Consider the following 25,434-nt stretch of genomic DNA (forward strand, 5'->3'; position numbering starts at 1 on the left):
AGAGAGTTTATGACGAACCCGACAGAAACGAAAACATCAGCAGCAGTGACGTATCAATTCCCGACCGATTTTTGGTGGGGGACGGCCTCTTCGGCGACGCAAATGGAAGGTGCGGCGTTTGAAGGCGGCAAAGGCTTAAATATTTGGGATTACTGGTATATGCAACAACCGAACCGATTCTTCAATGGTGTCAGTGCGACCGAAGCGTCTAACTTCTATCATTTGTACGAGCAAGATATCGCGCTCATGAAAGAGCTCGGACATAACACGTTCCGCTTCTCGATTTCGTGGTCACGTCTGTTCCCAGAAGGTGTCGGCGAGGTGAATGAAGAGGCGATCGCGTTTTATAACAATGTGATCAATTGCCTCATCGATCATGGCATCGAGCCGTTCATCAACTTATATCACTTCGACATGCCGATGGCGCTTCAAGACCGAGGCGGCTGGGAATCACGTGACGTCGTCGACGCTTACGTACAGTTCGCGAAGACGTGTTTCGAGCTTTTCGGGGATCGCGTGACGACGTGGTTCACTCATAACGAACCGATTGTGCCGGTCGAAGGTGGCTACTTGTACGATTTCCACTATCCGAACGTCGTCGATTTCAAGCGTGCCGTCCAAGTCGCTTACCATTCGATCTTATCGAGCGCGCTCGCCATTCAGGCGTACCGGGAGCAGGGACAGGCCGGTCAAATTGGGATCATCCTGAATTTGACACCGTCGTATCCGCGCAGCCAACATCCGGCCGATGTGAAGGCGTCACGCTTGGCCGACGCCATCTTCAACCGCTCGTTCTTGGACCCGTCCGTGCTCGGGACGTTCCCTGAAGAGCTCATCGATGTGCTACAGGAACAAGACGCGATGCCAGAGATGCAATCTGGAGACTTGGATCTCATTCGGGCCAACACGATTGACCTTCTCGGCATCAACTACTATCAACCGCGTCGGGTCAAGGCCAAAGCGTCGCTCCCAAATCCTGATGCGCCGTTCCTGCCTGAGAATCTGTTCGACTTCTATGAGATGCCGGGTCGCAAGATGAACCCGTATCGTGGTTGGGAAATTTATGAGCAGGGCGTCTATGACATCTTAATCAACTTGAAAGACAACTACGGCAACATCCCCTGCTTCATTTCTGAGAACGGGATGGGCGTCGAAGGAGAAGAACGTTACCGCGACGCCGACGGAAGCGTCCAAGACGACTATCGAATCGACTTCATTCGTGAACATTTGAAGTGGACGCATCGGGCGCTCGAAGAAGGCGCGAACGTGAAAGGGTACCACTTATGGACGTTCATGGACAACTGGTCATGGAGCAACGCTTATAAGAACCGTTACGGGTTCGTCGGTGTCGACTTGGCGACCCAAGAGCGGACCGTTAAAAAGTCTGGTCACTGGTTCAAACAAGTGATTGCCGATCATGGATTTACAGAATAATAGGAAAAGCTGACAAGGACTACTCTTTGTCAGCTTTTTTTGATATATTATTTGTATATGTCTATACATGAGGTGGAATATGTCTACAAAGAAAAAACCAAAATATGAATCGATTGCGGATGAGATTCGGCATCGGATCAATGAACAGGCTTATGAACTCGAAACACCGCTTCCGGATGAGATTCAATTAGCGGAAGAGTTTGGTGTCAGCCGCATGACAATGAAGCGCGCTCTCGAGATTCTCGTGATGGAAGGCTTGATTTATCGGAAGCGTGGCAAAGGGACGTTCATCTTGCCGGCCAGTTTCCAAAAAGAACGCATCAACATCATCAGTAAAGAGACGAGAGGATTGACGCAAGTCATCGGCGACCGCAGTTTGCGCAGTGAAGTGCTCGATTTTGAAGTGAAGTTCCCGACCCAGGAAGTCGCCGACCATTTGATGATTGAGCTGACGGAACCGGTCTATGAGATTCGTCGTGTCCGCTATGTGGACGAAGAGCCGTACGTCATCGAATTGACGTACATGGTCGCCAATCTAATTACAGGACTGTCGCGTAAAATTTTGGAGAAGTCGGTCTATAGCTACATCCAACAGGAGCTCGGCTACACGATCACGAGCTCACACAAGATGATTCGGGCCGATAAGCCTGACGAATATGATCAACGTTACTTGAAGAATGACATTACCGACCCAATCATCGAGGTCGAACAAGTCGTTTACTTGAGTAACGGGAAACCGTTCGAATACTCATTCGCTCGGCACCGCTATGACAAGTTCGTCTTCTCTTCGGTCAATATCGTTCGATGACGTCGCCTGAAAAGGCGACTTTTTGCGAAGGAGGTTCTCATGAACGTTCACATTGAACAAGCCGGGTATGAACACGGTGAGTCGGTCATTGAGGACATCGAATTTGAGGTCCGGCCGGGCGAAATCGTCGGGATGATTGGGTCGAACGGGGCCGGGAAGAGCACGACGCTCGCCTGTCTCACCGGAACGATCCCGTGGATGCGTGGAACGGTGCAAATCGACCGCTACGCCTACATCCCGGAGCAACCGGTGTACTATGACTATTTGACGCTCGAGGAACATATCGCTCTCGTGTTGGAATTGACGGACGTTGATAATCGTGAGCGGACGGAAGAACTGATCCGGTTGTTTCGGTTCGAGACGGTCCGCCACGACTATATCTCCTCGTTCTCAAAAGGGATGAAGCAAAAAGCGATGATTCTCTTGGCGCTCATCCAAGAAGCGAAGTTTCTCCTCGTCGACGAACCGTTCGTCGGACTCGATGCGACGACGACGATCCAGCTGCTTCGTTTACTTGAAGCGGAACGTCGTCAAGGCACCGGGGTGCTTCTCGTCACCCACGTCCTCGATACGGCAGAGCGGTTATGCGACCGCTTCGTCTGGATTGATGACGGACGCATGCTCGCGGGCGGGACAAAAGAAGAGTTGCGTCTCAGCCTGCAAACCGAAGGCGAGTCGCTGTTCGAGATGATGGAAGATGTGGTCATGCGATGAATGAACATCAGCTGTTCGTTAGACGTGTCCGCACCCATGTGACCAAACAGTGGAAGACGTGGCGGCTCATCTTGGATTGGACAGTCGTTCTATACGGCGTCATTCCGTTCGCCATCTTTCTCGGGTATCAATACCGATTGCTTTGGCAAGGCGAAATCGAGTGGGTGAGTCAGGTGCCGATGTTCGTTTGGGCGCTTGGAATTGGAATCGTCCTCCTTAGAAATCCGTTTTTCGTCTGGGTCGAACGGGCGGACGTGACGCTGGTGGCCAAACGTTCTTTGATTGATAAATTGAAGCACGATTCGTTGCTCTATCAAGCCCTCAAACTCGGTGCAATGTTCCTCTTTGTTTTGTCGGCGTTCATGCCCGTGCTTTGGCTTGACGGTTGGTCCGTTGCCTCTATATTCGCATTCGGGATCAGCCTCCTATTTTTGACCGGGATTCATACGTGGATCCGTTATCAGTTGACGGTCCGGCGCAGCCATTGGATGTTACGAGTTACGGCCACGTGTGTGACGTTCGTTTGTATGTATGCGCTCCTCATCGACTCACCTTTATGGTCGGCCGTACTCGGCAGTGGTCTTGTTGCATTTGCGATGTATGTCGGAGAAGGGTGGCTGTCACGCCACCCATATCTTAGCCAAGAACTCGAACGTAGTGAGGCGTTGCGTACCGCCTTTGACCGGGCATTATTATCGACGTCGGGCGCCATCGAGAAGCCGAGCCGGCGCAAGCGTCCGCTCTATCGACCGAGACCGAATCGGTTTGGGACCGCTCGGCGCACGACGGCCATCTTACTTTATATACGGACGCCGCGTCATCGGAACTTATGGCTGCGTCTCATCCCGCTTGCCGTCACGGGGATGCTCCTCGTACCGAGTTGGTTTAAGTTGCTCATCCCGCTCTACGTCGGCTATGTGATGTGGCAAGAACGACAGGCGTTTAAACAAGAGATGGAGCGGCATCCGTTTTTCCGTGCCATCCAAGAAAGGACACATTCATGACTGAACAAGACTATGAACGATTGCTCCAAATCGAGACGGCGAAACCGCAACAAGGATTCCCGGCCTCGGCTGAATATCATCGCTATGAACCGACCCCGTATGAGGCGCTCGACTTGTTGCGTGACGCCTATCCGCTCGCGGCCACGGACACGGTCGTCGACTTCGGATCGGGGAAAGGGCGCCTCCCGTTTTATCTCGCCTATACGTTCCGAGTTCGGACCATTGGCATCGAGATGGATGGTGGCTTCCACGAAGCGGCACTTGAGAATTGGATGAACTACGCCAAGAAACACCGGACGCGTGGCAGTGTCCAGCTCGTCCGCGGCTACGCCGAACAGTTTGAGGTGCCGGCTGAGGCGAACCGCTTTTATTTCTTCAACCCGTTCTCGGTGAACGTGTTCCGGCAGGTCGTTGCGAACATCATCGAGTCGGTCGAGCGCGCACAGCGTCCGGTCGACCTCATCCTCTATTATCCGGCCGATGAGTACTTACATTTTTTGAATGACGAGACGCCTTTCCGCTACGTACAGGACGTTCGCTTGCCGTTAAAGAATCTCCATGAGCGCTTTCTTATTTATCGTTTTGATATGATGGAGTCATCTTGGTAAATGGGGAGTGGATCATCGTGAAAAAAGAAGATATTTTAGATGCGTATCGTTGGCGTCAAGCGACGAAAGAGTTCGACGCGGACCGCAAAATCGATGAGGAAGATTTCGAATTCATTCTGGAGACGGGTCGCTTATCACCGAGTTCGTTCGGCTTCGAGCCTTGGCAGTTCGTCGTCATTCGTCGCGAAGACTTGCTCCGGAAGATCAAAGACCACGCGTGGGGTGCCCAAGGACAGGCGTTAACGGCGAGCCATTTCGTGTTGATCTTGGCGCGGACGCCTGAAGCGATGCGCTACGACTCGGACTACATCCGTCACATCGTCACGGACGTCCAAGGACGGACCGAGGACGAGTACGCCCTTCGGGTAAAACGGGTCCGTGAGTTCCAGGAACAAGATTATCGACTGTTGGACGACGAGCGTGTGTTCCAAGAGTGGATTAAACGTCAGACGTACATCCCGCTCGGCAACATGATGACGGCCGCTGCCCAGATCGGCGTCGACTCATGTCCGATTGAAGGGTTCAATCAAGCAGACATCGATGAATTATTGATCTCCGAAGGCGTCATGGAACGAGGCGCCTGGTCGCTTTCGGTCATGGTCGCGTTCGGACATCGGGCCCGTGACTTCGCGCCGAAGACACGTCGCGATTTCAACGAGGTCGTCAAATACATCGGATAAAAATAAGCTCAAGCGCCGAGGCGCTTGAGCTTTTGCTTATTTCCAGTCGGTGATGCGGTCGATTGGGAAGCGGACCGATTGGTAACCGTCTTCCGCGGCTTTTCCGATTGAGAGGAGCATGACCGGAAGGTAGCGCTCTTTCTCGAGGCCGAACGCTTCCGCGATGTTCGCTTTGTCGTAGCCACCGATCGGGTTTGTGTCGTAGCCGTGAGCACGGGCGACGAGCATGAGTTGCATCGCGACGAGACCTGAGTCGAGCAAGATGCTGTCTTTAACAGACTCTTTCGGTGCGTCTTTGAAGATGCCTTTGATCATGTCAACTTGACGGTCGCGGACTTCTGGTGGCATGAGGCCACGCTCGACGGCCGTATCAAAGATCTCTTGTGTGTAATCGGCCATCTGGTAGTCGGCAAAGATGGCGATAACGGCTGATGACGTCTCGACTTGGCGTTTGTTGAAGCTTGCGAGCGGAAGGAGAGTATCTTTGCCTTCTGCGCTATCGATGACGACGAAGCGCCACGGTTGCAGGTTGAGTGATGACGGTGCCGTCGTCGCTTCCTCCAGGATTTGTGTCATCTCTTCTTTTGAGATTTTGACGTTCTCATCATAGACGCGAATCGAGCGGCGTCCTTTGAGGATTTCCATAAAGTCTTTCTGTGTTGTCGTGTTCATATAAGGGTCTTCCTTTCATGTTGAATGTTGGTTTGTAACGTATTTAAAAGTTCGAGTAACTGTCGTTGCTCCTCTACCTTCATGTTTACAAAAAGACGGTCCGATAAGCACTTCTTTTGCTCGGTCCAATGTGCAATCCGCTCCCGACCGACATCGGTCAAATTGACAAAGATGACCCGATTGTCTTGGAGGCAGCGTTCGCGCGTAATCAAGCCCTGTGTCTCGAGCTGTTTCAAATGTCGCGTGATGGCGGCATGATCGACGCCGACCCGTTGTTGCAGTTCACGCTGACGCAAAGGGCCGACGTGATGCAAGTTGCTTAAAATATCGAAGCGGGTCGAGCTGAGCCCGTCCATTTCCGTATCGAACAGTTGGGCCAGTTCTTTTTGTACGGTGATGACGTGGTAGAGAATCTCATCGCTGAGCGAACAAGCGTCGCGCATCGGATATCCTCCTTCAAAAACTAATTGATGAATCAATCATTGATAGGTCACACAATGTATACTAATCGGTTTTGAAATAGATCGCAAATAAAAAGTTTCAAAAAAACTGTTGTCAAACTGTTATATAATAGTCTATATTAAAGTCAACTGATATATAACAATTGAATGAGAGGATGTGACGGCTTGGAACATTACAAACAAGTAGGTACTTATCACGTACATGAAACGTTGCTCGATTTCATCTCGGCTCGTATATTGCCTGAAGAAGAGGCACACCAACAATTTTGGGCTGGGGTCGGGCGCCTACTCGATGAGTTCATTCCTCGCAATGAGGCAATGCTTCACGAACGTGAGTCATATGAGCGACTATTACAGGGGTGGTACAGCGAGCATAAGCAAGCGTTTGACATGGAAGACTACGAGCGTTTCCTTCGGTCCATCGATTACATCGAAGCAGCCGTCCCCGATTTCAACATCGACGTTACGGGTGTCGACTCAGAAATTACAAGGCAAGCCGGACCGCAGCTTGTCGTTCCGCTCGACAATGCACGCTATGCATTGAACGCGGCGAACGCTCGCTGGGGAAGCCTCTATGACGCCTTGTACGGAACGGACGTCATCGACGAAGAGGACGGGAAAACGAAGTCGAGCGGCTATAATCCAGTTCGCGGTGAAGCTGTCATCGCCTATGCCAAACAGTTTCTCGACGATACATTTCCGCTCCAGGAGGGCTCGCACGAAGAAGCGAACGGCTATCTCGTGTCAGAGGGCAGTCCATACGCCATCATCGAAGGGAACCGCATCGCGTTTCAAGACGATTGTCTCGTCGGTTATGTGGGGAATCCAGAAGCTCCGACGAGTTTATTACTCATCCATAACGGGATTCATGCCGAAATAAAATTTGATCGGAACCATCCAATCGGACGGACGGATCGAGCAGGGCTCGTTGACATCGAACTCGAGTCCGCCTTGTCTGCCATCGTCGACTGTGAAGACTCGGTTGCCGCTGTTCGGGCGGAAGACAAGGTCCACCTTTACGCGAACTGGCTAGGCCTGATGGACGGGACGCTCGAAGCAACATTCACGAAAGGAGGTCGGCCGCTCACTCGGAAGTTGAACCCTGACCGGAAGTATGTCGGGAAAGACGGGCGTGAAGTCACGCTTCCGGGCCGATCGCTCCTCTTTATTCGAAACGTCGGGCACTTGATGACGACAGACTTGATGCTCGACGCGGAAGGACGTGAAGTACCGGAAGGGATCTTGGACGGGATTTTCACTGCGCTCATCGCGAGCCGCCACCTTGATGCCAGACGAAATTCCCGCGAACGCTCCATCTATATCGTCAAACCGAAGATGCATGGATCTAAGGAAGTCGCGTTCACGAACGACTTGTTCGATGCGATTGAAGATGTACTCGAGTTACCGCGTCACACGCTCAAAGTCGGCGTGATGGACGAGGAGCGACGTACGTCGCTTAATTTGAAGAACTGTATCGAGCAAGTGAAGGAACGCATCGTCTTCATCAATACCGGATTCCTCGACCGGACGGGCGATGAGATTCACTCCTCGCTCACGCTCGGACCGATGCGCAAGAAAGGCGAGATGAAGACATCGGAGTGGCTCGATGCTTATGAATGTCTGAATGTCCAGATCGGGCTTGACGCAGGATTCCATCAACGCGGGCAAATCGGGAAAGGGATGTGGGCGATGCCCGATCGGATGCGCGACATGATGCGTGAAAAAAGCAATCATGTCCGGTCCGGGGCGACGACGGCTTGGGTGCCGTCCCCGACGGCGGCCACGCTTCATGCGCTGCATTACCATCAAGTCGATGCGTTTGACGTTCAGCGTGAGTTGGCGAATCGTTCGTTTGATCCAGCAACTGAGCGAGGGCGTCTGCTCGAGGTACCACTCGCCACGCGTCTCTATACAGATGAGGAAGTGAACGAGGAACTCGAGAACAACCTGCAAGGGTTGCTCGGTTACGTCGTCCGTTGGGTCGAGCAAGGTGTCGGTTGCTCCAAAGTGCCAGATATTCATCATGTCGGGTTGATGGAAGACCGAGCAACGCTTCGTATTTCGAGTCAACATGTCGCCAACTGGCTATACCATGGAATCTGTAGCCGTGAACAAGTCGAAGCGACGCTTTACCGGATGGCCGAGGTCGTCGACGCGCAAAACGCGGAAGATCCGCACTATCGTCCGATGACGCCAGATGTAGACTGCTCCATCGCCTATCAAGCGGCGAAAGAGTTAGTGTTCGAAGGCGATGCATCACCAAATGGATATACGGAACCGATCCTGCACCGGCGCCGCCGACAGTTTTTACAACAAGTGACATTAGAACCGAATTTAAAAGGAGGAGCATCATCATGACAACGAAAAAAATCGAAAGCGAACAGTTGATTGAACGTTGGGTCGTCCGTCGGATCGTCTCGGGGGAATCGACAGCGGCGCTCGCTAACACGGCGTTCGTCTATGGGAACGATTTGATGCGCCTCGTGCTCGACCGGGCCGACGGGTCGCTCCAAATCATGAGAGAGCCGGTCGAAGAGGTCGTCATATTCCGTAAACCAGAAGATCGTGACGAAGAAAACGTCTGTCGTTGCTGCGGGATGGAGCACTCGTCATTCAAAGCGGCGCTCGAATGCTGTGCATACTTGGATTAAGCTTGCATTATCTGTTATATAACAAAAGATGAATATATAAATTAATATAATACAGGAGGAATGGATATGAATGAACAACAAATGCAACTAGAGGATATGTTACAGTCGGAACGGTTTAACGGGGTCGAACGTCCATATGGGGTCGAAGACGTGATGAGGCTTCGGGGGTCTGTCCTAATCGAGCATACGCTCGCGACAAAAGGAGCGGAACGGTTATGGGAGTTACTCCACGAACGAGACTACGTCCACGCGCTCGGCGCGTTGACGGGGAACCAGGCCATCCAGCAAGTGAAGGCGGGTCTCGAAGCCATCTATTTGAGCGGATGGCAAGTCGCCGCCGATGCGAACTTGTCGGGACACATGTACCCGGACCAAAGCCTGTACCCGGCTAACTCGGTGCCGAGCGTCGTCAAACGGATTAACCAGGCGCTTCAACGGGCCGATCAAATTCAAACGGCGGAAGGGAAAGGCGATACGCATTGGTTCGCCCCGATCGTCGCTGACATGGAAGCCGGTTTCGGCGGTGTGCTCAACGTGTTCGAGTTGACGAAGGCGATGATTGAGGCGGGTGCAGCCGGCGTCCACTTGGAGGATCAACTCTCTTCAGAGAAGAAGTGCGGTCACCTCGGCGGCAAAGTGTTGCTGCCGACACAGACGGCCGTGAAAAACTTGATTGCCGCTCGGCTCGCGGCAGACGTCATGGGGGTGTCGACGATTATCGTCGCCCGGACGGATGCTCACGCAGCGAATTTGATTACGAGCGACATCGACCCAATCGACCATCCGTTCATCGTCGGTGACCGGACGCCGGAAGGCTTTTATCGGACCGAGGCAGGAATCGAACAGGCGATCGCGCGCGGTCTCGCCTATGCACCGTACGCAGACCTCGTCTGGTGCGAGACGTCCGAGCCTGATTTGGACGAAGCGCGTCAATTCGCGGATGCGATTCATGCGAAGTATCCGGGCAAACTTCTCGCTTACAACTGTTCGCCTTCATTCAATTGGAAGAAAAAGCTGTCGGATGAGGAGATCGCAACGTTCCAACAAGAGATTGGTGCGATGGGATATAAGTTCCAATTCGTCACGCTCGCTGGCTTCCACTCGCTCAACTTCGGAATGTTCGAACTCGCACGCGGGTATAAAGACCGCGGGATGGCCGCCTACTCGGAACTGCAACAGGCCGAATTCAGTGCAGAACAGCACGGTTATACGGCGACACGTCACCAACGTGAGGTCGGGACCGGGTATTTCGATGAGGTGTCTCTCGTCATCTCGGGAGGCCAGTCGTCAACGACGGCGCTCACCGGATCGACCGAGGCAGAACAATTTGAAGCGCCGTCCCATTAAGCGTCGCCCCTCCACAAGAGGGGCTTTTTTTGTGTCCAAATTCAGAACGCGTGCATCCTGTTCACTTAAATGTGACGTATTTCACATTTTTGTCGTCAAACTCTTGCTACGCTGAACATGTCAAAATGAATATGGAGGTTATGACAGATGACACAGACATTCACGGGCGATACGCACGTATCTGAAATCGTCAAACAATGCCCGCAAGCGGCAGACATTTTCAAACGGAACCGAATCGATTTTTGTTGTGGCGGCAACCGGCCACTCGCTGAAGCGACTGACAAATCGAAACGGTCGACGGAAGACATTTTAGAAGAAGTTAATGCGCTCTATCAACGCAAGCAAGAGATGAACGAGAAGAGCATCGATTGGGATGCTGCTTCTTCATCGGAATTGATTGAGCACATCATTTATAAGCATCACCAGTTTTTGACGGACGAATTGCCACAGCTCACACCATATGTGACAAAAGTGTTCCGGGTTCACGGACAAAACCATCCGCACCTCGGACGCATTCATCAACTGTTCAATCAATTGAAAGTGGAACTTGAACAACATATCGTCAAAGAAGAGACAGAAGACTTCCCGACGTTGCTTCGTCACGAGACGGCACCGACAGCTGAAACGAGACGGGAGCTTGATGACATCTTGGCCTCGCTCGAGTCAGAACACGCGGCAGCCGGTGACATTTTAAAAGAGTTGCGTCAAATCACGAACGACTATACGCCGCCTGAAGGAGCGTGTGGGACGTATCGTCTTGTCTATCAACGGTTAGAAGCGCTCGAATCGGATACATTTGAACACATTCATCTCGAAAACAACATTTTATTCCCGCGGGCGCGCACGTTCGCTTAAGCAGTGGCACACCTCTACTTACGTGGGGGTGTCTTTTTGTGACGTTTGATACAGATGGGAGGCAAATCAAGCGCTACGATAAAGGGGAGGCAAAGGAGTGATTAATCATGAAACGGGTGAGTGGAGTCATCGTAGGGGTGACGGTCGCCTTATTACTAAGTCAAGTCTGGTCGAGTTCAGATTCGGAGGACACCACCGTGACCATTTTGGCGGCGGCAAGCTTAGGACCGGCTTTAGAAGCGGTAGAGCGACAACTTGAAGCGGAATTCGATGGGATCGACGTTCGGGTCGTGACGAACGGGAGCGGCGCCTTGCGAGCACAAATCGATCACGGGTCTCCGGCAGATATCTTTTTAGCCGCGAGCGTTGATGATGTCGACCGATTACAAATCCCGATTCTAGAGCGGGATGCGTTTTTGCATAACGAGCTGTGGCTCGTGACACCGAAAGGGAATCCGTGCGCGGAGACGTGGGACGACTTAAACGCATGTGCTCGGATCGTCATCGGTGACCCGGTCAATGTCCCGGCCGGTCGCTACGCGAAAGCGGCGCTAGAAGTGGAAGGCGTGTGGGAAGAAGTGGAACCACGAATCATGTTCGCCCAGAATGTGAGACAAGTGTTGACGCTCATCGAACAAGGCGACGCCAATGCGGGATTTGTCTATAAGACGGAACTGACGACGGACGTCGAGTCGCTTCAGGCGGTCCCGTTTGAAGCGACGGGTACGATCGCGTATCCGGCGGTCCGATTGACGCACAACCCATACGTGCGCGATGTTTACGCGCGTTTGTTTGACGATGATATCCAAGCTCACTTTTTAGCGAAAGGATTTTCTAAATGACGCAATCTCCACTTCAACTCACATTCGAAGTCGGGATGATGGCGACGGTGAGCGCCTTCATCCTCGCCTTCGGAGCGGCCTATTTCATGCATCACCGTCAATTCAAAGGAAAGCGGCTGTTGGAGACGGTGTTTTTACTGCCGCTCATCTTGCCGCCGACAGTCATCGGACTATACGCCTTGATTGTCCTCGGGAACAACGGGATCGGCGGATTGTTACCGATTACTATCTTGTTCACCAAACAGGCGAACGTCATCGCGTCCGCCTTGGCCGCGTTCCCACTCATCTACCAAACGATTCGTCTCGGTCTCAAACAACTCGATGCGGAATGGTATGAGGCCGGACGCGTGCTCGGCGGGTCAGAGCGTCAACTGTTCACCTACGTGACGATTCCGCTGCTGTTACCTGCGTTGACGAGCGGCTTTGTCCTCGGCTTCGCCCGATCAATCGGCGAGTTTGGGATTACGATGATGATTGCCGGAAATATCCCGGGCGAGACGATGACGCTCGCCACAGCGATTTATATGGCGACAATCAACGGAGATATGACCCAGGCACTCGTCTGGAGCGGATGGTTGGTTGGTTTGGCGTTTTTAGTCCTCTGGCTGAGTGAACGTTATGGCAAGCGTTCATATTAGTCGATCACGTCGATTTTTTTCACATAAGACCGGTTCGGAGTATTTAAGATACTCGGACCGGTCTTTTTCCAAATGTGGACGTGGTCTCCGACAGTGATTTGCTCGAACGTGGCTTTCACTTGAAACTTGAACCAGCTTACGTCTTCCGGTTCACTTTGTGCGAACAAGGTGTCAGGAGAGAGCGTGGCCTCTTCTGCGGTAATTCCGCTGATGACGAGTGCGGTGCGGTCAGATTCATTTATTTCAATCACATACCCCTCGACATCTGGTTCGGTCGTCGCTCGATTGGCGAAGACGAAACCGATGGAAAAGACGACGAGCATGGCCGCGATGGTGAGGAATAACATGATTTTAAGCGATGATTTCATAAGGGAACGCCTCCTTCGTTCATTATTCTGTCACGTCTCGAATCGCTTATCTGTGAAAAAAGTAACAGTTAAGTCGAGATGTCATCTTTATGATGAAACTATGAAGTCGCTCGGAAAGAGAAGGGGGAACACATATGTCCGATCGTTATTTTTATTCGACCGCCGCAAAGTGGTCGTTCGTAGGATTCACCGTCTTGGTGCTCTCGACATGGATCGCCTCGGCAGGATTTGAGCACGTAGACATGGCGCTGTTCGGCTACTATATCGCCGCCGTCATTTGCATGATTGGGATGGTCGTCCGCTTGACGTTATTTTTTGCACGGCCGGCCACCTCACAAGTATTGAAGCGGAGCCTCAAACAAATAAAGGCAGAAAAGAAACGGGCCAGCAAGGCCGTCGCCGCCACGACCGTCAACAATATTGTCTTACAGAAGTTCATCTGGGAACGTGGCTGGTACCGCTGGACCCAACATATGTTGATTGCCTGGGGATGTCTCGGGTCGTTCGCCATCACATTCGGGCTGACGTTCCAATGGATGCGGTTTGATTTGATTGATATCGAGACGTATCAGATTGTCGTCTTTAACATCCCGACCATCAAGATGGCTGCGCACGGGTTGTTCGCGGAGCTCGTCTATAACGGGTTGAACATCACCGCGCTTATGTTGCTCGTCGGCGTGCTCATGGCACTCTATCGCCGGATCAACGACCAGGACGTGAAAGTGACCCAGCGGTTCGAATTTGATATTTTACCGCTCCTCATGTTGCTCATCGTCACTGTCTCGGGGTTGTTGTTGACCGTGTCGTATGTATTCTTCGGAGGCTTCATCCATCACGAGCTCGCCTTGTTCCATCAATTGACCGTCATCATCTTTTTATGTTACTTCCCGTTCGGTAAACTGTTCCACTTGCCGGTCCGACCGATGGCGGCCAGCGTCCCGATGAACTACCGGGAAGTCGAAGCGGATGAGACCCGTGTCTGCGCCGGGTGCGGGACACGTTATGCGACGGATAATCAAGTCGAGGACGTCCAAGCGATTTTGCAAGCACAGACGATCCAGCTCGGGCTCAGTGACGGGACCCAGCTCTCCGATTACTGCCAACCGTGTCGACGTTCGATGCGTGTGAAGATGCAATTGAACTTGATGAACGGACAGTTACCGACACACCCGGTCGATACGAACACGGGCATGTCGATGCCAGGATTCGGCCGACCGAAGGAGACGAAAGGTGAGGCAAAAGATGAGACACCTGTGCGTTAAGTGCGGCGAACCGACCGGCACGCTTGAAGAGATTGAACAAGTGAAACAATTGCTCGAGGGGTCGGACCAACTCGTGAAAGTCGATGCGGCGCACACGGTCCAAGACCTCTGTCACGCCTGTCGTCGTCGCGCCCGGCTCGATTCGGCGCTCGGACGGCCCGGAAGTGACGGGATGCATTATCCGCTTCAAACGATTAACGGCTATCACGTCAGTGGATTTTCAAAACGAAGAGCGGAAACGTTCTATGGAGGGGAAGACGATGAGTGACTTTTTAACGTCGCCAGAAGTACAGAATTTAATCAAACCGGGTGAAAAGTTGATCACGACCCACTGTTGTTACTGTGGCATGCAGTGCGGCATGCATATCCGGGTCGATGAGAAAACCGGGGCCGTCAAAGGCGTTGAACCACGCTACGATTTCCCGGTCAACAAAGGAAAACTTTGTCCGAAAGGCGTCACGGCCTATCAAACGATCGAACATCCGGACCGCATCATGACTCCGCTCATCAAACGGAACGGCAAGTTTGAAAAAGCGACATGGGAAGAAGCGCTCGACGTGATCGAAGCGAACTTTAAACGCATTCAACGAGAGCATGGGAAAGATGCGGTGTCCGTCTTCGGCGGCGTCTCGATGACGAATGAAAAATGTTACCTCGTCGGGAAGTATGCCCGGGTCGCACTCGGCACACGGTTCATCGATTACAACGGTCGCTTCTGCATGTCGTCAGCTGCCGGCGGTTTCTTAAAGACACTTGGGATTGACCGCGGAGCGACGCTTCCATGGACGGAGTTCGAGCACGTCGACACATTCTTTGTCGCCGGTTCGAATATTGCCGAATGTCATCCGACGACGACACAACATATTTGGAAGGCGAAAGACAAAGGCGCGAAAATCATCGTCGCCGACCCGCGTGAAATTCCGATGGCGCGCGTCGCCGATGTCCATCTCGATTTGAAGCCAGGGACGGATGCGGCGCTTGCGATGGGACTGCTCAACTTTTTAGTCGAACACGATTATGTTGATCAAGCGTACGTGGATGAGCGTTGCGATAACTACGAAGAGTTGAAAGCGTCGGTCCGAGACTGGACGCTCGAGCGGACAAGTGAGGTGACCGGTGTCGCCATCGAAAAACTCGAGAAGGCCGGTCATATTTACGGGAAGAGCCCACGTTCGGTCATGTTGTTCGCCCGCGGCGTCGAACAACAGTCAAAAGGCGTCGACAATGTCTCGCTCTATACGTCGATGGCGCTCTTACGAGGCATGATTGGGAAGTTTGCTTCGGGCGTCGCCACGATGACGGGGCAAGGGAACGGGCAGGGTGGACGAGAACATGGACAAAAAGCAGACCTGTTACCAGGCTACCGGAAATTAACTGACCCGAAAGCCGTTGAATATGTGAGCGGGGTTTGGGGCATCGATCCTTCCGAGATGCCAAAACCAGGTGTGTCCGCGTTCGAAATGTTCGATGAGATTCAAGCGGGAACGATTCGGGCGATGCACCTCATGTGTTCGAACCCAGCCGTTTCAGCACCGAACCTTCCGTACGTGTGGGACAGCTTCAACAAACTCGATTTCTTCGTCGTCAGTGACTTCTTCATGTCGGAATCTTGTGAGTTCGCTGATGTCGTCTTACCGGCTTGTTCGTGGGCCGAAGACGAAGGGACGACGACAAACCTAGAAGGACGTGTCATTCGAATCCGGAAAGTGCGCGAACCGCTCGGGGATTCGCTCCCAGACTGGGAAATCATGAAGCGGATCGCTGAGCGGATGGGACGTGGACAGTACTTCCCATACGAGACGGCGCGTGACATTTGGGAAGAGTTCCGCATCGCGACGAAAGGTGGAGCGGCTGACTACTCTGGGATCACATGGGAACGAATCGACGACGAGTATGGTGTCTTTTGGCCATGTCCGTCCGAAGATCATCCCGGCACACCGACGATGTTCAAAGAACGGTTTGGAACGGCGAACGGAAAAGCGAATTTGCCTGTCGTCACATATCGGCCGGCCGGTGAATATGCGAATGAAGAATATCCGGTCACGCTCACGACAGGGCGGGTCGTCTTCCATTACTTGTCGGGCAATCAGACGCGCCGTGTCGACTTCTTGAGCACGATGTCAAAACTGCCGTTCGTGGAAATCCATCCGGAGTTGGCATCAAGTTATAGCCTTCAAACGGGCGACAAAGTCGAACTCCGCACACGTCGCGGATCGATGGTCGTCGAAGCACGTTTGACGAAGGCGATTCGAAAAGATACGGTCTTCGTCCCTTATCATTGGGGCAAGGAGCTCGCCATCAATCAATTGACGAACCCGTGTCTCGATCCGATGTCACGCATGCCGGAGTTCAAGGTATGTGCGGTACAAATGAAAAAGTTACCGGCCAACACCCCGTTACACATTAATCCGTTGACGGTCCCGCTCGGATCAAGCGTGCCGTTCATGGCGGACCATGCGATTGCGACGAGCTGTCACGTCATGGATGAGGAGGTTCATACGAAATGAATAAGGTCATGTATTTAGAGTTTGAACGTTGTATCGGCTGTCGGGCCTGTCAGGCAGCTTGCCGCGAATGCGGGGACCACGAGGGGCTCGAGCGCAACTATGTGGATTATATCGATTTCTCGGAGAACCGTCAGACGTTCCCAATGATCTGTATGCAGTGTAAAAATCCGGCTTGTGCTCAAGTGTGTCCGGCCAATGCGATTCAAATCACGCCAGAGGGCGTCGTGTTATCGGCTTCGGAAGAAAAATGTATCGGCTGCCGGAACTGTACGTTCGCTTGTCCGTTCGGGATTCCGAAGTTCGACTTTGAGAAGAATAAGATGTATAAGTGCGACATGTGTTACGACCGCTCCAAACATGATATCGCGCCGATGTGTGCGTCGGTTTGTCCGTCAGATGCGATTCGCTTCATCGACCATGACGAGATGATGCAACTCCGTCGTCAACGCGTCCAAATGAACATGATCGAAGGGAAAAAGCCTTCGCAAGACGATAAATGGAATTACGTCCCTGAATTCTTTGGCGTCTATTCCGATTGAGATGGAAAGGAAGATGACTTATGTCAAATGAATCAAAAGACCGGGAACGGTTATCCGCACTCGTCGATAACTTGAGCCGGGCCGATGACGTGAAACTGAATCGACGGGCGTTCATCAAATCAACGTTCGGCGCCGGTATCGCACTCGGTCTCGCGACCGTCCCGTTCAATATCGCGGCCTTCGTTCGAAGCGAGCCGAGAACTGACCGTCAGTTCATCACGACGGTCGAGGCGCTAGAGCGCGGGAAATCACTCGAATTTGAATATCCGGGTACGGAACCATCGTTGCTCGTTCATTTAAAGAATGGTGAGTTCGTTGCCTATAACAACAAATGCACCCATCTGCAGTGCCCGGTGTTTTACGTAGAGGAGGAGGACGTACTCCTCTGTCCGTGCCACCGTGGTTACTTCGGTGTCGACGGCCAACCACAGGCCGGTCCGCCGCAGCGGGAACTCCCTAAAATCTTGCTTGAAATCGAGAACGGGAAGATTTTTGCGGTCGGAAGAGAGATTCATCATGGGGCGTAACGGTTGGAGTTTAATCGGATTGGTCATATTGCTCGCGACGAACATGGTACTCTTGCAATATACAATTGAGAGCTACATGGTGTATGATCATGCCTCGATGCGACTGTATATGATCATCGCTGTCATCAATGTCGGATTGATCGGCTTATTATATCGATATTGGAAAAAAATTGAATATCGTACGAAAGAATAGTCCTCCCCTTGAAACGCTTCCAAATGTTGATTGCGTTTCGAGGGGGTTTGTGTTTAGAATGAAGGCAAGCTTTAATATGGCGCAACGTGTTTTAAGGAAGGTCGGTGGAAATGGCTCATTCAAGTAAAGCGATGGTGCTCGAGGAAACAAAAAAATTGGCACATCGAATCATTCATGTCCCAAAAGGCGGTTTTCTGTTCCGAGAACAAGAAGACGCAGCTGAATTTTATATTGTAAAGAGTGGACTGATCCAAATTTCGAAATTGACGGAAAATGGAAAAGAATTGACGTTACGTTGTTTAAGCGCTGAGGCTTGTTGCGGAGAGTTGACGTTATTCGCAATCGAACCAAAATATTTATTTAACGCCAAGGCGTTAGAAGATAGTGAAATTTATGCGGTCAAAATCGAGCGTATTGAAACGATGATTTTGTCGTCGAACCCGGAATTCGTCCGCGAGTTCATGGTCATGATCAACGAACATATGCGGAAACAGCATACGAAATTTAGAGACTTGGTATTGAACGGGAAAAAAGGAGCGCTCTACTCGACGCTCATTCGTATGGCGAACAGCTATGGGGTGGAAGTCGAAGACGGCATTCTCATCGACTTGAAACTGAAAAACCAAGAGCTCGCCAACTATTGCGGGACATCGCGTGAACGCGTGAACCGCATGTTGAACGAGCTCGCTCAAGAAGGGATTATTTCGCTCCCTTCCCGTCAAATCATTATCCATGACCTCGACCGGTTGAAACTGCTCAACCATTGTGAGGACTGTCCGGTCTCGGTCTGTGTCATCGATTGATCACATTACGGCGGCAAGTGATAGCTCGCCCTCGAAATGTTCTAACCCATCGGCCTCGATTGTACAGGCCGATACATAAAAATCGCCATCTTCCATCAACTCATAAGACCGGAGCACGCCTTCGGCTAGCTTGACCCCGTTAGCACGGACCTCGACGACGACACCTTCCATCGAGCGAACGCGCGCTGCGGACAAAAAGTCCAGCCAACGTTTGAAGTGGCGATAGACGGTGACCACCGTCCCGTCCCCTAAGTAGCCGATGACCGCCTGGGTATCATCGATCGTCACGTCGTGGTTTGTATCGATCCGAACGAGCAAGGTGTGCAGCGCTTGTAGTTCTTCCATCGGACTTTCCAGTGGGAACGTGATATCGAGCCCCGTCTCGGTGAACGCAGCCTCGGCGATCGCGACGCCGAAGACACGGAACACGTGGGCCCCGTCTTGACTGAAGAAATATGGTTGTAGCGCCAAGCGAACTTCGGGCGCACAGTGGATTTGAATGAGATGTGACAAATTAATCCCTCCTCTATTCCTTATCGTAAGGAATCGGGGAGGGTTTTTCTGTGTTCAATGTCACAGAAACAAAAGATAGGCGATTTTGTCACAGATTGATGACAGGGTGAGAAAAAAACTCAAGATGCGAAATAAGTGTGAAAGAAGGCACACTTTTTTAAGAGGACGGTCGATAGGATGGGATTAGGGTACGAATTGAACCGTTAAGAGGAGGAATAGACCATGCAACAATTAGACAAAGGGTCACACGCACTCGCCGAGTGGAAGCCGGAGGATGTGGGATTTTGGGAAGGGACGGGAAAACAAGTCGCCAATCGGAACTTGCTCGTCTCGGTCCCGGCACTGACGCTTGCATTCATCGTCTGGCAAATGTGGTCGGTCGCGGCCGTCCAATTGAATTCAATCGGGTTTAGCTTTACGCAAGGCCAGTTGTTCACGTTGGCCGCCCTACCTGGACTCGTCGGGGCGACGTTGCGCTTTTTCTATACGTTCGCAAACAGTATATTCGGCGGTCGGAACTGGACGATCTTCTCGACATCGATTTTGTTGTTGCCGCTCCTAGGCATCGCCTATGCCGTTCAAAACGTCAATACGCCGTATTGGGTATTCATGATTTTGGCCGCACTTTGCGGACTAGGCGGCGGAAACTTCTCGTCATCAAACGCCAACATCGGCGCGTTTTATCCGAAAGCGAAAAAAGGGACGGCGCTAGGGATTAACGGAGGCATCGGGAACTTGGGCGTCTCGCTCGTCCAATTGATCACACCGCTCGTCATCACGACAAGTATTTTCGGGTTCATCGGCGGGAACGCACTCGTGACCGAGACCGGCGAAGAGATTTGGCTTCAAAACGCCGCGCTCCTTTGGGTCGTGCCGACCATCATTTTGACGGTCTGCGCATACTTGTTCATGGATAACTTACCGACCGCGCGTCAATCGCTTCGTGAACAGGCGAGCGTGTTTAAAGACAAACATTTTTGGATTCAAACGTTGCTCTACACGGCGGCGTTCGGTTCCTTCATTGGATATGCCGCAGCGTTCCCGATGATTTTAAAGTTAAAGTTCCCTGAGTCGGACTTGATGGCGCTCGCCTTCCTTGGTGCATTCCTTGGCGCCTCTTCGCGTCCGTTCGGGGGCTGGATCAGTGATAAGATCGGAGCGGCCAAAGTGACATTAATCGTGTTCGGAATCATGGCGCTCGGTACGATCAGTGTCATCATGGCCATCACGAACAGCAACTTGACGATGTTTTTCATCTCCTTCGTCGTCTTGTTCATCGCAACAGGACTCAACTCTGGAGCGACGTTCGCGATGATTCCCCACGTGTTCGTGGCGACGAAGACACCGGCCGTCGTCGGATTCTCGGCAGCGTTTGCTGCTTACGGAGCCTTCTTCATTCCGAAGATGTTCGGTTGGTCGCTCGAGCTCGTCGGTTCGTTCAACGGTGCGTTGTTCGTCATGCTAGGGCTCTATGCGATCTCGATTGCCACCACAATTTATTATTACTTGCGCAGCGGTGCTGAAAAGCCGATTCGCTGACAAATCGACGCAGGGACTGTGAGGGTCCCTGCTGTCGTTGATGGATAGAAAGGATGAACCAAGATGACACCATGGACCGATCGACGGAGACGACCGTTGGAAGACTTACGCATCTCAGTCATTGATAAATGCAACTTTCGTTGCCGATACTGCATGCCGGAAGAGGCGTTCCGCCACCACCAATTTTTAAAACGAGATGAGTTGTTATCGTTTGACGAGATCGAGCGCTTCGTTCGCATCATCGCCCCACACGGCGTGAAAAAAGTGCGTCTGACCGGGGGCGAACCGCTACTCAGGCCGAATCTCGATGAACTGATTCGCCGCCTTCGCGCGGTCACGACCATCGAGACGATCGGGTTGACGACGAACGGCGTCTATTTAGAACGGATGGCGAAAGTGTTGAAGCAAGCTGGGCTCGACCGGGTCAACGTCAGTCTAGACGCCTTATCGGCCGAGACGTTCGGGATGATGAACGGACGCGGCACGTCGCCCGAGACGGTATTACGAGGAATCGATGAGGCGAAACGGCAAGGGCTCGAAGTGAAAGTGAACATGGTCGTCCGAAAAGGCTGGAACGATCATGAAGTCGCCCCTATGGCCGCGTATTTCAAAGAACGGAACATCACGCTCCGTTACATCGAGTTCATGGATGTCGGCACGGCGAATGAATGGAACGTCGAACATGTCGTGTCGTCTGAATCGATTCTTGAGGTGTTGAAACAACGAAATGGATTACTTGAACCGCTTGCACCCGAAACACTAGGAGAAGTCGCGCAACGTTACCGTTACACGGATGGGGCGCAAGTCGGCTTCATCTCTTCGGTCAGCCAACCGTTCTGCGGAACGTGCACGCGAGGCCGCCTATCGAGTGACGGCAAATGGTACACGTGCCTGTTCGCTGAAGACGGGACCGATATCCGCGAATTGCTCCGCAGTGGGGCGAGCGATGAATTGATTGCCATGACACTGAAAATGGTATGGGAAGTACGGGACGACCGCTATTCGGAAGAACGGTCACAAACTGGGAGTCGGACACGTAACCGGATTGAAATGAGTTATATCGGAGGATGAAGACGATGCAAGCACACAACCATGTACATCAAAACACACAGCGTGTCCGGGCAGCGATTTTAACGATCTCGGATACGCGCACACTCGATACGGACGTGTCAGGCGAACATATTTGCACGCTGTTAAAAGAAGAAGCACACACGGTCACATACCGTGAGATCACGAAAGATGACCCATTTGAAATCGAAGCGGCTGTCAGACGAATGGTCGACGAAAAAATGGATGTCATCTTGACGACCGGAGGAACGGGCATCACGAAACGGGACGTCACCATTGAGACGATTCGACCGCTGCTTGACCGGGAAATGGTCGGCTTCGGCGAGTTGTTCCGTTATGTCAGCTTCACGGAAGATATCGGACCGGCGGCGATGTTGTCGCGAGCTTTAGCAGGACGCATCGGGGATACGATCATCTTTTCGATGCCAGGGTCGCGAGGCGCCGTCGACTTGGCGATGACTCGCTTGATTCTCCCTGAGCTCTCCCATATCGTCTGGGAAGCGACACGATGATTGGGATCGTCTTGGCAGGCGGGAAGTCACGTCGGTTCGGGTCTCCCAAATGGAAAGCCCGTTATGAGGACGTCTCGTTTGAAGACCGGGCACGACAGACGCTTAGTACCACGACGACGTCCCAATGGAGCGTCGTGCCGGCCGGACAGTCGATGACACCCTATCAACTCGAAGACGACAGAGAATGGTGCGGCATGGGGCCGCTCGCTGGCATCGTCACCGTCATGCGGCACGTCCCGGCTGAATGGTATGCCATCTGTGCGTGTGATACACCTTTGTTGCCGCCGACCGTTTATGAACGGCTTGCGATAGAACGAGGGAATCAGCCGGTTGTCGCCTACGCCGACAATCGAATCCATCCGCTCATCGCCTTGTATCCCCGCTCGATACTGTCCCAGTTCGAATCCGCGTTACGTCGAGGCGAACGGGCGGTCATGCCTCACTTGACAGAGGCGACAATCGTCTCGTTTGCTGAACGGGACTGGTTTAAAAATGTGAACACACTGAGAGATTATGAAGAAGTGCTAGGAAAGGAAGTGGAGTAATGGAAAAGGGATCGACGCTATTTCGTAAGCCGCTCGCCGTTGACGAGGCGGTCGCACGCGTCGAAGAAGCGACGGGGAGAGGTCGGACGGAAACGGTACCGTTGCATCGGACGAACGGACGGATTTTAGCGATGGATCTCGTCGCGACGCATGACGTTCCGGCGTTTGACAAGTCGCCATATGACGGTTTTGCTGTCCGCTCCGCGGACTTGTTGACTGCGAACCGCGATGAACCGGTGACATTACCCATTCAATACGTTCAGGGAGCTGGACACGTCGGAGAACCGCTCCGCGCCGGCGAGGCGATTCGCATCATGACCGGGGCAAAAATTCCAGACGGAGCCGATGCGGTCGTCATGCTCGAGCTCGTACAAGCGGATGAACGAGTCGTGACGTTCAAACGACCGGCCCGTGATGCCAACATCTCCTATCGCGGGGAAGATGTGGCGGCAGGAACGCATATCGTCGGCCGAGGCACCCGCATCAATCCAGGCGTCATCGCCTTGCTCGCAACGTTCGGCTATGAACAAGTCGACGTGTACGTGAAACCACACATCACCGTGTTCGCGACTGGAGACGAGCTCGTCGAACCGGGGCGGAAGAAAGCCGACGGGCAAATTTATAATTCGAATGCGTATATGATTCTTGCCCAAATCGAGGAGCTTGGCGGCGCGGCAACGTATGGCGGCATCTTGCCGGATACGTTCACTTCGACGAAGCGGGCGGTCGAAGAAGCGCTTCAGACGAGTGATGCCATCGTCACGACAGGCGGGGTATCGGTCGGCGATTTCGATTATTTACCGGATGTGTATGAGGCGCTCGGAGCGACAGTACTGTTTAATAAAGTCGGGATGCGGCCAGGATCCGTCACGACGGTCGCGCATGTCGAAGGTCGGCTGTTGTTCGGTTTATCCGGCAATCCGTCTGCCTGTTTTGTCGGCACGGAACTGTTTGTCGGTACGTACATGAAGACGTTGTTCGGACAAACGGAACGTCCTGTCATTTTGGCGGAACTCGGTGTCGATTTCCCGAAACCGAATCCGTTCGACCGCTTCGTCCGTGGACATGTGACGATTGATGCGACCGGGCAGACGGTCGTTCATCCGAGCGGTAAAGATAAGTCGGGCATCGTCTCCTCGCTCGCGACGTGTAACGCGTTGATTCATCTGCCAGGCGGGACGAGAGGGTTTCAGAAAGGAGACACGGTGCGATGTCGAATCATCGATCGGCTTTGATTTTACAAGTGGTCGGCTATCAAAATAGCGGCAAGACATCGTTCGTCTCCGAGCTGACAACACGCTTGTCGGCGACGGGGCTCCGTGTCGGCGTCATCAAGCACCACGGTCACGGAGGGTCGTTCGACTTGCCGATGACTGACTCGCACCGTCACGCGTTGGCCGGTGCCGTGCTATCGAGTGTGATCGGTGAGGACGGGACGTTGATCGAGTGGCAAGCGGTCGATACGTTTGAATTGCTCCTCAACTGGTACGAGGCGCACGTCGACATCGTGCTAATCGAAGGATACAAACGGAAAGATTATCCGAAAGTGGTGCTCGTGCGAGACGGGCATGAACAACCGGTCGGTGTGACGAACGTGATCGCACGCGGAGACTCCGTGGCAGACAAGGACCGGTTGATGCGTTCAGTGGAAAGGTGGATGGAGGATGAAATGGTATCAAGTGAATGAACATCCGCTCGAACCGATGGCACTTTACGAAACGGTCCGGCATCGAAACGTCGGGGCGGTCGTGCTGTTTATCGGGACGGTGCGGGAAATGACTGGTTCCAAACAGACCGAACTCTTGGAGTATGAATCATACGTACCGATGGCCGAGAAGATGCTCGAACAAATCGCGAAAGAAGTAGCGGAACGTTGGCCTGGTGCGTTGACGGCGATCCATCACCGGATCGGTCGACTCGATATCATGGAAGAAGCGGTCGTCATCGCGACGAGTTCTTCCCATCGCGCCGACGCCTACGAGGCGAATCGTTACGCCATCGAACGGATTAAAGAAATTGTCCCGATTTGGAAACGGGAGCATTGGACCGACGGCACGAAATGGATGGGTGATCAAAAAGAACAACACCCAGGACGCCCGGAAGGAGTGACGTACACATGATTGAGGTATTATGTTTTGCCCACGTGGCAGAAGAGTTGGCGGTCCGGTCCTATACCGTTTCAGCGCCACAAACAATCGCCGCCTTGCGAGCGGATTTGGCCGAGCGGGGCGTGTCAGGAGCGGAACGTCTCATGTTCGCGGTCAATGAGCGTTATGAGACGGACGAATACACGGTTGCAGACGGGGACACGGTCGCCGTCATTCCAATGGTGAGCGGAGGGTAA

General features: G+C 52.7%; 31 protein-coding genes. 27 read left to right on the forward strand and 4 right to left on the reverse strand.

What is annotated here, in order from left to right; translation table 11 throughout:
- Window positions 1-9 precede the first annotated feature (9 nt).
- The 6 genes from AC13H5_RS00985 to AC13H5_RS01010 all read left to right on the forward strand — a co-directional run bounded on the left by AC13H5_RS00985 (window position 10) and on the right by AC13H5_RS01010 (window position 5,248).
- On the forward strand, window positions 10-1,434 hold the full coding sequence (locus tag AC13H5_RS00985; RefSeq protein WP_214754342.1) for a glycoside hydrolase family 1 protein: 1,425 nt from the start codon (window positions 10-12) through the stop codon (window positions 1,432-1,434).
- 79 nt (window positions 1,435-1,513) lie between these two features.
- Window positions 1,514-2,242, forward strand: a complete 729-nt coding sequence (locus AC13H5_RS00990; protein WP_021068003.1) for a GntR family transcriptional regulator — start codon at window positions 1,514-1,516, stop codon at window positions 2,240-2,242.
- 39 nt (window positions 2,243-2,281) lie between these two features.
- Window positions 2,282-2,956 carry an ABC transporter ATP-binding protein gene (locus AC13H5_RS00995; RefSeq protein ID WP_483546157.1) on the forward strand — a complete coding sequence of 225 codons (675 nt, stop codon included), beginning with the start codon at window positions 2,282-2,284 and terminating at the stop codon, window positions 2,954-2,956.
- Window positions 2,953-3,960 carry an ABC transporter permease gene (locus AC13H5_RS01000; RefSeq protein ID WP_214710725.1) on the forward strand — a complete coding sequence of 336 codons (1,008 nt, stop codon included), beginning with the start codon at window positions 2,953-2,955 and terminating at the stop codon, window positions 3,958-3,960. The genes AC13H5_RS00995 and AC13H5_RS01000 overlap by 4 nt, the downstream gene beginning before the upstream one ends.
- Window positions 3,957-4,568 carry a class I SAM-dependent methyltransferase gene (locus tag AC13H5_RS01005; protein ID WP_214797390.1) on the forward strand — a complete coding sequence of 204 codons (612 nt, stop codon included), beginning with the start codon at window positions 3,957-3,959 and terminating at the stop codon, window positions 4,566-4,568. The genes AC13H5_RS01000 and AC13H5_RS01005 overlap by 4 nt, the downstream gene beginning before the upstream one ends.
- A gap of 17 nt (window positions 4,569-4,585) precedes the next feature.
- Window positions 4,586-5,248, forward strand: a complete 663-nt coding sequence (locus tag AC13H5_RS01010) for an NAD(P)H-dependent oxidoreductase (RefSeq protein WP_034780919.1) — start codon at window positions 4,586-4,588, stop codon at window positions 5,246-5,248.
- A gap of 36 nt (window positions 5,249-5,284) precedes the next feature.
- Here AC13H5_RS01010 and AC13H5_RS01015 read toward each other — a convergent pair whose 3' ends face one another.
- Both AC13H5_RS01015 and AC13H5_RS01020 read right to left on the reverse strand, forming a co-directional pair.
- Entirely contained in the window at window positions 5,285-5,920 is a 636-nt protein-coding gene (locus AC13H5_RS01015; protein WP_034780571.1) for a nitroreductase family protein, read from the reverse strand.
- A complete protein-coding gene (locus tag AC13H5_RS01020; RefSeq protein WP_483546158.1) occupies window positions 5,917-6,363 on the reverse strand; it encodes a MarR family winged helix-turn-helix transcriptional regulator in 447 nt (148 codons plus the stop codon). The genes AC13H5_RS01015 and AC13H5_RS01020 overlap by 4 nt, the downstream gene beginning before the upstream one ends.
- 183 nt (window positions 6,364-6,546) lie before the next feature.
- Between AC13H5_RS01020 and AC13H5_RS01025 the strand changes: the two genes are divergently transcribed.
- The 6 genes from AC13H5_RS01025 (at window position 6,547) to modB (ending at window position 12,714) form a co-directional block, all read left to right on the forward strand.
- Window positions 6,547-8,739, forward strand: a complete 2,193-nt coding sequence (locus tag AC13H5_RS01025; RefSeq protein WP_483546159.1) for a malate synthase G — start codon at window positions 6,547-6,549, stop codon at window positions 8,737-8,739.
- Window positions 8,736-9,032, forward strand: coding sequence for a hypothetical protein (locus AC13H5_RS01030; protein WP_029596327.1), 297 nt, complete (start codon window positions 8,736-8,738; stop codon window positions 9,030-9,032). The genes AC13H5_RS01025 and AC13H5_RS01030 overlap by 4 nt, the downstream gene beginning before the upstream one ends.
- Window positions 9,033-9,098: 66 nt before the next feature.
- On the forward strand, window positions 9,099-10,379 hold the full coding sequence (aceA, locus tag AC13H5_RS01035) for an isocitrate lyase (protein ID WP_483546160.1): 1,281 nt from the start codon (window positions 9,099-9,101) through the stop codon (window positions 10,377-10,379).
- A gap of 147 nt (window positions 10,380-10,526) precedes the next feature.
- Window positions 10,527-11,234, forward strand: a complete 708-nt coding sequence (ric, locus tag AC13H5_RS01040; RefSeq protein ID WP_029596325.1) for an iron-sulfur cluster repair di-iron protein — start codon at window positions 10,527-10,529, stop codon at window positions 11,232-11,234.
- Window positions 11,235-11,341: 107 nt separating this feature from the next.
- Window positions 11,342-12,076 carry a molybdate ABC transporter substrate-binding protein gene (gene modA, locus AC13H5_RS01045; RefSeq protein WP_034780575.1) on the forward strand — a complete coding sequence of 245 codons (735 nt, stop codon included), beginning with the start codon at window positions 11,342-11,344 and terminating at the stop codon, window positions 12,074-12,076.
- Entirely contained in the window at window positions 12,073-12,714 is a 642-nt protein-coding gene (gene modB, locus AC13H5_RS01050) for a molybdate ABC transporter permease subunit (protein ID WP_214823454.1), read from the forward strand. Before modA ends, modB begins: the two co-directional genes overlap by 4 nt.
- Here the strand turns inward: modB and AC13H5_RS01055 are convergent.
- Entirely contained in the window at window positions 12,711-13,082 is a 372-nt protein-coding gene (locus AC13H5_RS01055) for a DUF3221 domain-containing protein (protein WP_034780581.1), read from the reverse strand. The two genes, modB and AC13H5_RS01055, sit on opposite strands and share 4 nt — an antisense overlap.
- Before the next feature lie 134 nt (window positions 13,083-13,216).
- Between AC13H5_RS01055 and AC13H5_RS01060 the strand changes: the two genes are divergently transcribed.
- The 7 genes from AC13H5_RS01060 to AC13H5_RS01090 all read left to right on the forward strand — a co-directional run bounded on the left by AC13H5_RS01060 (window position 13,217) and on the right by AC13H5_RS01090 (window position 18,913).
- Window positions 13,217-14,344: an MFS transporter gene (locus AC13H5_RS01060; protein WP_214823455.1), complete on the forward strand. Its 1,128-nt coding sequence runs from the start codon at window positions 13,217-13,219 to the stop codon at window positions 14,342-14,344.
- Window positions 14,325-14,612: a hypothetical protein gene (locus AC13H5_RS01065; RefSeq protein WP_114164958.1), complete on the forward strand. Its 288-nt coding sequence runs from the start codon at window positions 14,325-14,327 to the stop codon at window positions 14,610-14,612. Before AC13H5_RS01060 ends, AC13H5_RS01065 begins: the two co-directional genes overlap by 20 nt.
- Window positions 14,605-16,851 carry a molybdopterin oxidoreductase family protein gene (locus AC13H5_RS01070; RefSeq protein ID WP_034780591.1) on the forward strand — a complete coding sequence of 749 codons (2,247 nt, stop codon included), beginning with the start codon at window positions 14,605-14,607 and terminating at the stop codon, window positions 16,849-16,851. Before AC13H5_RS01065 ends, AC13H5_RS01070 begins: the two co-directional genes overlap by 8 nt.
- Window positions 16,848-17,390, forward strand: coding sequence for a 4Fe-4S dicluster domain-containing protein (locus tag AC13H5_RS01075; RefSeq protein WP_015880388.1), 543 nt, complete (start codon window positions 16,848-16,850; stop codon window positions 17,388-17,390). The genes AC13H5_RS01070 and AC13H5_RS01075 overlap by 4 nt, the downstream gene beginning before the upstream one ends.
- A 20-nt stretch (window positions 17,391-17,410) precedes the next feature.
- Entirely contained in the window at window positions 17,411-17,917 is a 507-nt protein-coding gene (locus AC13H5_RS01080) for a QcrA and Rieske domain-containing protein (RefSeq protein ID WP_034780593.1), read from the forward strand.
- Window positions 17,907-18,110 (forward strand): hypothetical protein, encoded by a 204-nt coding sequence (locus AC13H5_RS01085; RefSeq protein ID WP_214718588.1) that lies wholly within the window; start codon window positions 17,907-17,909, stop codon window positions 18,108-18,110. The genes AC13H5_RS01080 and AC13H5_RS01085 overlap by 11 nt, the downstream gene beginning before the upstream one ends.
- A 110-nt stretch (window positions 18,111-18,220) precedes the next feature.
- Entirely contained in the window at window positions 18,221-18,913 is a 693-nt protein-coding gene (locus AC13H5_RS01090) for a Crp/Fnr family transcriptional regulator (protein WP_034780597.1), read from the forward strand.
- Here the strand turns inward: AC13H5_RS01090 and AC13H5_RS01095 are convergent, their stop codons facing one another.
- Window positions 18,914-19,426, reverse strand: a complete 513-nt coding sequence (locus AC13H5_RS01095) for a hypothetical protein (protein ID WP_214754328.1) — start codon at window positions 19,424-19,426, stop codon at window positions 18,914-18,916.
- Window positions 19,427-19,648: 222 nt separating this feature from the next.
- Here AC13H5_RS01095 and AC13H5_RS01100 point away from each other — a divergent pair, with 222 nt between their 5' ends.
- From AC13H5_RS01100 to AC13H5_RS01135, 8 genes are all read left to right on the forward strand, one after another.
- Window positions 19,649-20,965 (forward strand): MFS transporter, encoded by a 1,317-nt coding sequence (locus AC13H5_RS01100; protein ID WP_211781932.1) that lies wholly within the window; start codon window positions 19,649-19,651, stop codon window positions 20,963-20,965.
- Between the two features lie 63 nt (window positions 20,966-21,028).
- Complete coding sequence (moaA, locus tag AC13H5_RS01105; RefSeq protein WP_214797395.1) at window positions 21,029-22,036, forward strand: GTP 3',8-cyclase MoaA; 1,008 nt, start codon at window positions 21,029-21,031, stop codon at window positions 22,034-22,036.
- A gap of 5 nt (window positions 22,037-22,041) precedes the next feature.
- On the forward strand, window positions 22,042-22,545 hold the full coding sequence (locus tag AC13H5_RS01110) for a MogA/MoaB family molybdenum cofactor biosynthesis protein (RefSeq protein WP_114164944.1): 504 nt from the start codon (window positions 22,042-22,044) through the stop codon (window positions 22,543-22,545).
- Entirely contained in the window at window positions 22,542-23,090 is a 549-nt protein-coding gene (locus AC13H5_RS01115; RefSeq protein WP_214797396.1) for a molybdenum cofactor guanylyltransferase, read from the forward strand. The genes AC13H5_RS01110 and AC13H5_RS01115 overlap by 4 nt, the downstream gene beginning before the upstream one ends.
- A complete protein-coding gene (locus AC13H5_RS01120) occupies window positions 23,090-24,325 on the forward strand; it encodes a molybdopterin molybdotransferase MoeA (protein ID WP_214797397.1) in 1,236 nt (411 codons plus the stop codon). The genes AC13H5_RS01115 and AC13H5_RS01120 overlap by 1 nt, the downstream gene beginning before the upstream one ends.
- Window positions 24,301-24,777: a molybdopterin-guanine dinucleotide biosynthesis protein B gene (gene mobB, locus AC13H5_RS01125; RefSeq protein WP_483546161.1), complete on the forward strand. Its 477-nt coding sequence runs from the start codon at window positions 24,301-24,303 to the stop codon at window positions 24,775-24,777. The genes AC13H5_RS01120 and mobB overlap by 25 nt, the downstream gene beginning before the upstream one ends.
- Window positions 24,755-25,210, forward strand: coding sequence for a molybdenum cofactor biosynthesis protein MoaE (locus tag AC13H5_RS01130; protein WP_015880399.1), 456 nt, complete (start codon window positions 24,755-24,757; stop codon window positions 25,208-25,210). The genes mobB and AC13H5_RS01130 overlap by 23 nt, the downstream gene beginning before the upstream one ends.
- Window positions 25,207-25,434, forward strand: a complete 228-nt coding sequence (locus AC13H5_RS01135) for a MoaD/ThiS family protein (protein WP_015880400.1) — start codon at window positions 25,207-25,209, stop codon at window positions 25,432-25,434. Before AC13H5_RS01130 ends, AC13H5_RS01135 begins: the two co-directional genes overlap by 4 nt.

This window comes from Exiguobacterium sp. FD-YE-25-4 (assembly GCF_057004685.1).

Excerpts from the sequence above, each read along its gene's own strand:
- AC13H5_RS00985 (WP_214754342.1), top strand. The coding sequence starts at position 10 with ATGACGAACCCGACAGAAACGAAAACATCAGCAGCAGTGACGTATCAA.
- AC13H5_RS00990 (WP_021068003.1), top strand. The coding sequence starts at position 1,514 with ATGTCTACAAAGAAAAAACCAAAATATGAATCGATTGCGGATGAGATT.
- AC13H5_RS00995 (WP_483546157.1), top strand. The coding sequence starts at position 2,282 with ATGAACGTTCACATTGAACAAGCCGGGTATGAACACGGTGAGTCGGTC.
- AC13H5_RS01000 (WP_214710725.1), top strand. The coding sequence starts at position 2,953 with ATGAATGAACATCAGCTGTTCGTTAGACGTGTCCGCACCCATGTGACC.
- AC13H5_RS01005 (WP_214797390.1), top strand. The coding sequence starts at position 3,957 with ATGACTGAACAAGACTATGAACGATTGCTCCAAATCGAGACGGCGAAA.
- AC13H5_RS01015 (WP_034780571.1), bottom strand. The coding sequence starts at position 5,920 with ATGAACACGACAACACAGAAAGACTTTATGGAAATCCTCAAAGGACGC.
- AC13H5_RS01020 (WP_483546158.1), bottom strand. The coding sequence starts at position 6,363 with ATGCGCGACGCTTGTTCGCTCAGCGATGAGATTCTCTACCACGTCATC.
- AC13H5_RS01030 (WP_029596327.1), top strand. The coding sequence starts at position 8,736 with ATGACAACGAAAAAAATCGAAAGCGAACAGTTGATTGAACGTTGGGTC.
- aceA (WP_483546160.1), top strand. The coding sequence starts at position 9,099 with ATGAATGAACAACAAATGCAACTAGAGGATATGTTACAGTCGGAACGG.
- ric (WP_029596325.1), top strand. The coding sequence starts at position 10,527 with ATGACACAGACATTCACGGGCGATACGCACGTATCTGAAATCGTCAAA.
- modA (WP_034780575.1), top strand. The coding sequence starts at position 11,342 with ATGAAACGGGTGAGTGGAGTCATCGTAGGGGTGACGGTCGCCTTATTA.
- modB (WP_214823454.1), top strand. The coding sequence starts at position 12,073 with ATGACGCAATCTCCACTTCAACTCACATTCGAAGTCGGGATGATGGCG.
- AC13H5_RS01055 (WP_034780581.1), bottom strand. The coding sequence starts at position 13,082 with ATGAAATCATCGCTTAAAATCATGTTATTCCTCACCATCGCGGCCATG.
- AC13H5_RS01060 (WP_214823455.1), top strand. The coding sequence starts at position 13,217 with ATGTCCGATCGTTATTTTTATTCGACCGCCGCAAAGTGGTCGTTCGTA.
- AC13H5_RS01065 (WP_114164958.1), top strand. The coding sequence starts at position 14,325 with ATGAGACACCTGTGCGTTAAGTGCGGCGAACCGACCGGCACGCTTGAA.
- AC13H5_RS01070 (WP_034780591.1), top strand. The coding sequence starts at position 14,605 with ATGAGTGACTTTTTAACGTCGCCAGAAGTACAGAATTTAATCAAACCG.
- AC13H5_RS01075 (WP_015880388.1), top strand. The coding sequence starts at position 16,848 with ATGAATAAGGTCATGTATTTAGAGTTTGAACGTTGTATCGGCTGTCGG.
- AC13H5_RS01080 (WP_034780593.1), top strand. The coding sequence starts at position 17,411 with ATGTCAAATGAATCAAAAGACCGGGAACGGTTATCCGCACTCGTCGAT.
- AC13H5_RS01085 (WP_214718588.1), top strand. The coding sequence starts at position 17,907 with ATGGGGCGTAACGGTTGGAGTTTAATCGGATTGGTCATATTGCTCGCG.
- AC13H5_RS01090 (WP_034780597.1), top strand. The coding sequence starts at position 18,221 with ATGGCTCATTCAAGTAAAGCGATGGTGCTCGAGGAAACAAAAAAATTG.
- AC13H5_RS01100 (WP_211781932.1), top strand. The coding sequence starts at position 19,649 with ATGCAACAATTAGACAAAGGGTCACACGCACTCGCCGAGTGGAAGCCG.
- moaA (WP_214797395.1), top strand. The coding sequence starts at position 21,029 with ATGACACCATGGACCGATCGACGGAGACGACCGTTGGAAGACTTACGC.
- AC13H5_RS01110 (WP_114164944.1), top strand. The coding sequence starts at position 22,042 with ATGCAAGCACACAACCATGTACATCAAAACACACAGCGTGTCCGGGCA.
- AC13H5_RS01115 (WP_214797396.1), top strand. The coding sequence starts at position 22,542 with ATGATTGGGATCGTCTTGGCAGGCGGGAAGTCACGTCGGTTCGGGTCT.
- AC13H5_RS01120 (WP_214797397.1), top strand. The coding sequence starts at position 23,090 with ATGGAAAAGGGATCGACGCTATTTCGTAAGCCGCTCGCCGTTGACGAG.
- mobB (WP_483546161.1), top strand. The coding sequence starts at position 24,301 with ATGTCGAATCATCGATCGGCTTTGATTTTACAAGTGGTCGGCTATCAA.
- AC13H5_RS01130 (WP_015880399.1), top strand. The coding sequence starts at position 24,755 with ATGAAATGGTATCAAGTGAATGAACATCCGCTCGAACCGATGGCACTT.
- AC13H5_RS01135 (WP_015880400.1), top strand. The coding sequence starts at position 25,207 with ATGATTGAGGTATTATGTTTTGCCCACGTGGCAGAAGAGTTGGCGGTC.